We start from the raw sequence: 3,062 nt of genomic DNA, 5'->3' as shown, positions 1-3,062 counted from the left end.
AAAAAACTTATTTAGCGGTTTTTTTTAAGCGCTCGCAATTCAGATAAATCAGCGCACTTTTTTTGTACTAGATGAGATTCCATATGTCAATTTTTTTGTCATAATTATTAATTATTAACTCTGTATAAATTATTAATCCTGTATAAATGTTGATTAATTTATTTATAAAGGTAGGTATAAATTAATAAAAAATGATATTGCCACAATTTAAAAAAATTAGCTTTAAGTCTTACAAGCCTGGAAAATCACAATTATCCAGAATTAAGAATATTACAAAATTGTCAGCTAATGAGTCTGCTTTAGGATCTAGCTCAAAAGTTAGAAAAATAGTTAATAGTAAAATTAATTTATCAAAATACCCAGATAACAAATCTACTAAATTAAGACTTGAGATTTCAAAAAAATTTAGATGTGAGTTTGAACAGATAATTTGTGGAGCTGGTTCGGATGAAATTATTCAAATTATTTGTCAACTATTTTTAAAACCGAAAGACGAAGTAATTGTACCTCAATACAGTTTTTTAATGTATAGAATTTATTCAAAAATAGCTGGTGCCAATGTATTATTTGCAAAAGAAAATAATCATAAAATATCTGTTTCTGAAATTGTAAAAAAGATATCAAAGAAAACAAAAATTATTTTTTTAGCAAATCCAAACAATCCAACAGGAACTTATTTAAAAAAAAATGAAATATTGGAACTAAGAAAAAAACTAAGAAATAATATTTTGCTTGTTGTAGATGATGCATACGATGAATACATGCGAAAAAAAGATTATACATCAGGTTTAAAACTTTTTAAAAAAAGTAAGAATGTGATAATATTAAGAACTTTTTCCAAAATATATGGCTTAGCAGCACTGAGAGTAGGTTGGGGATATGGACCAAAAAAATTCATATTTCAGAAGTGATGTCGATTTTTATTAATCTTTACACCAACGCCTGTAAAGCCATTGAGAGGGCTGGAAGTATTAATAGGAAATTGCTCATTAGTATTTCAAAAGGAACCAGCTACATGACAATTCGTTTTGAAGATACTGGTGACGGCATTCCGAAAGATAAATGGGCAGAGGTTTTCGCACCATTGTACACAACATCTATTCCTGCTAAGGCTTTTTCGACCGAAAATGACTATAAAAGAGGTATGGGATTAGGCTTGTCGATTACAGAAGAGATTATTACTGAATTGAAGGGTGAAATTGCAGTAACTGAGCCTTCTGAAGGCTACAATACCTGTTTAAAAATACTCTTACCATTAGCAGACAAATCAGAGTTACCAGAAGATGCCTATTAATTATTTGTATATAGATGATGAAAGAACTGAAACTCTTCAGTCACTGATTGATTGCCTAGAAAATGAATCTGAAGACAAGCTAAAGATTAAGCACAAGCAGGTAATGAATTCTATAAAAGCGATAGTAAATTTCATTAAAGCAGGCATAGATGAATCGACCCCATTTAGCGGTGTAATTATTGACCAGGATTTAAAGGCAGAAAGTGATGACGGTAATAAAGCAGACTACTTTGGCACAACTTTAGCGCAGCACCTTCGGACAGAAATGGCACTATCGAATATAGACTCTATGCCGTTGGTTCTGCTATCAAATGAAGATGTAATTGTCGAATCATTTGAACCAGACGATGCTTCAAAGAATTTATTTGATTACGTAGTGAAGAAAAAAGAAGTAGTGAAGCCAGCGACAAGGGAGCGAGTTGTTAGAATGTTGCTATCTTTAGTATCCGCTTATTCGTTGGCACGAGACTGCAAAAAGCCGCTTGGTTCAGATCTTGTAATAGATGAAATTCAGATCCTACTAAATTGCAACACACAAATGCTCGAATATACCGATAATAGATTCATTGACTTTTTAAGTTCTAAAGCTAGTGATCCGCATGCCTTGGTTGGTTCGATTTATTCTACTTTAGTTCAATCAGCGGGCACACTTCTTACTGAGGGGATGCTTAAAACTAAGTTAGGTGTTTCTTGCTGCTCTCGGTCATGGGATACTGTTAAACAGCAATTTGAAGAATATCGATACTTCGGTCCATTCAATGAATTGAAGGCAAGATGGTGGTTTGCCGGGATAGAAGACTGGTGGTTCAAGATTCATCCAGATGATGTATTACAGTCGTTAACTTGCGAAGAACGAGTATCAATTCTGCGAGAAAAATTAAAGCTTCCAGACCTAACGCCTATTGTAACTAGGTACCAAAATGGGGACCAAAGCATGCATCTTTGGGTGAATTGTGTTGTCTCTGGTCATCCTCTTGACCCATACGACGCGCTTAGGGTTCGAGATCCGGATGCGAAAGTTTGGGAGCAGCCTAAATACCTAGACTTATTAACTCATCTTAACGGGAAAGCCGACAAGTATGTGATTCATGCTGATGATAAGAAAAAGGTTAAGCGCCTAATCGCGAGGTTAAAACCAGATGTTAACGAGTGAAGAATTGATTGATCAGCTGCAGGCACTCGGAGAATATTTGGAGCGTAAACGAATTATAAAAAGTGCCAATCCAATTGTTCAGGCATGTTCTAGATTACAACGAAATAATAAAAGATGCTTTATCGACGGAATAGAGTTGGAGGCTGTTAAGGGTGATTATATTCGCGGGAAAGAATGGGATTCTGATTTAGATGTGAAACTGACGATTGATGTTCAAATAAAAGAAAAATTTTGCTATGAAGACGTAAGCTTTATTGCAGTAAATATGGAATATTCTACTCTGCATTTAGCAGATGCACGTGAATGTAAGGGGTGTTGGCATTTCGATTATCATGTAGATATGGAAGGTTCAGGAGAAGCCGAAGAATACCGTTATATGCACCCTCACCATCATGTTCATCATGGTGGCCGCGAAGTAAAAGATTTAGGCTCGTACGGAAATATGATTATTCTCAAGAGTCCACGGCTTATCCATCATCCAATGGATGCGCTCCTAGCAATAGATCTTGCGCTTTCTAATTTTTTACCGAGTAAAACCTGGCAAAAAATCAGATCTGATTCTGAGGTATCCCCACAAATAATGACTAAAATTCAGTAAGATAAAAAATAAAGGGA

General features: G+C 34.8%; 4 protein-coding genes. All 4 read left to right on the top strand.

What is annotated here, in order from left to right:
- Positions 1–197: 197 nt before the first annotated feature.
- The 4 genes from QZ620_RS13760 to QZ620_RS13745 are packed head-to-tail and all read left to right on the top strand — an operon-like array spanning position 198 to position 3,045.
- Positions 198–911: a histidinol-phosphate transaminase gene (locus tag QZ620_RS13760; RefSeq protein ID WP_295182749.1), complete on the top strand. Its 714-nt coding sequence runs from the start codon at positions 198–200 to the stop codon at positions 909–911.
- Positions 911–1,294, top strand: coding sequence for an ATP-binding protein (locus QZ620_RS13755; protein WP_295182746.1), 384 nt, complete (start codon positions 911–913; stop codon positions 1,292–1,294). The genes QZ620_RS13760 and QZ620_RS13755 overlap by 1 nt, the downstream gene beginning before the upstream one ends.
- Positions 1,284–2,447: a protein-PII uridylyltransferase gene (locus tag QZ620_RS13750; protein WP_226434589.1), complete on the top strand. Its 1,164-nt coding sequence runs from the start codon at positions 1,284–1,286 to the stop codon at positions 2,445–2,447. Before QZ620_RS13755 ends, QZ620_RS13750 begins: the two co-directional genes overlap by 11 nt.
- On the top strand, positions 2,434–3,045 hold the full coding sequence (locus QZ620_RS13745) for a hypothetical protein (protein ID WP_295182741.1): 612 nt from the start codon (positions 2,434–2,436) through the stop codon (positions 3,043–3,045). The genes QZ620_RS13750 and QZ620_RS13745 overlap by 14 nt, the downstream gene beginning before the upstream one ends.
- Positions 3,046–3,062 lie beyond the last annotated feature (17 nt).

The organism is uncultured Christiangramia sp. (assembly GCF_913046405.1).
GTDB classification, from domain to species: domain Bacteria; phylum Bacteroidota; class Bacteroidia; order Flavobacteriales; family Flavobacteriaceae; genus Christiangramia; species Christiangramia marina.
The sequence above is the reverse complement of the archived record's forward strand: the minus strand, read 5'-3'. Positions and strand labels throughout refer to the sequence as shown.

Coding starts and splice junctions, on each gene's coding strand:
- QZ620_RS13755 (WP_295182746.1), top strand. CDS start 911: ATGTCGATTTTTATTAATCTTTACACCAACGCCTGTAAAGCCATTGAG.
- QZ620_RS13750 (WP_226434589.1), top strand. CDS start 1,284: ATGCCTATTAATTATTTGTATATAGATGATGAAAGAACTGAAACTCTT.
- QZ620_RS13745 (WP_295182741.1), top strand. CDS start 2,434: ATGTTAACGAGTGAAGAATTGATTGATCAGCTGCAGGCACTCGGAGAA.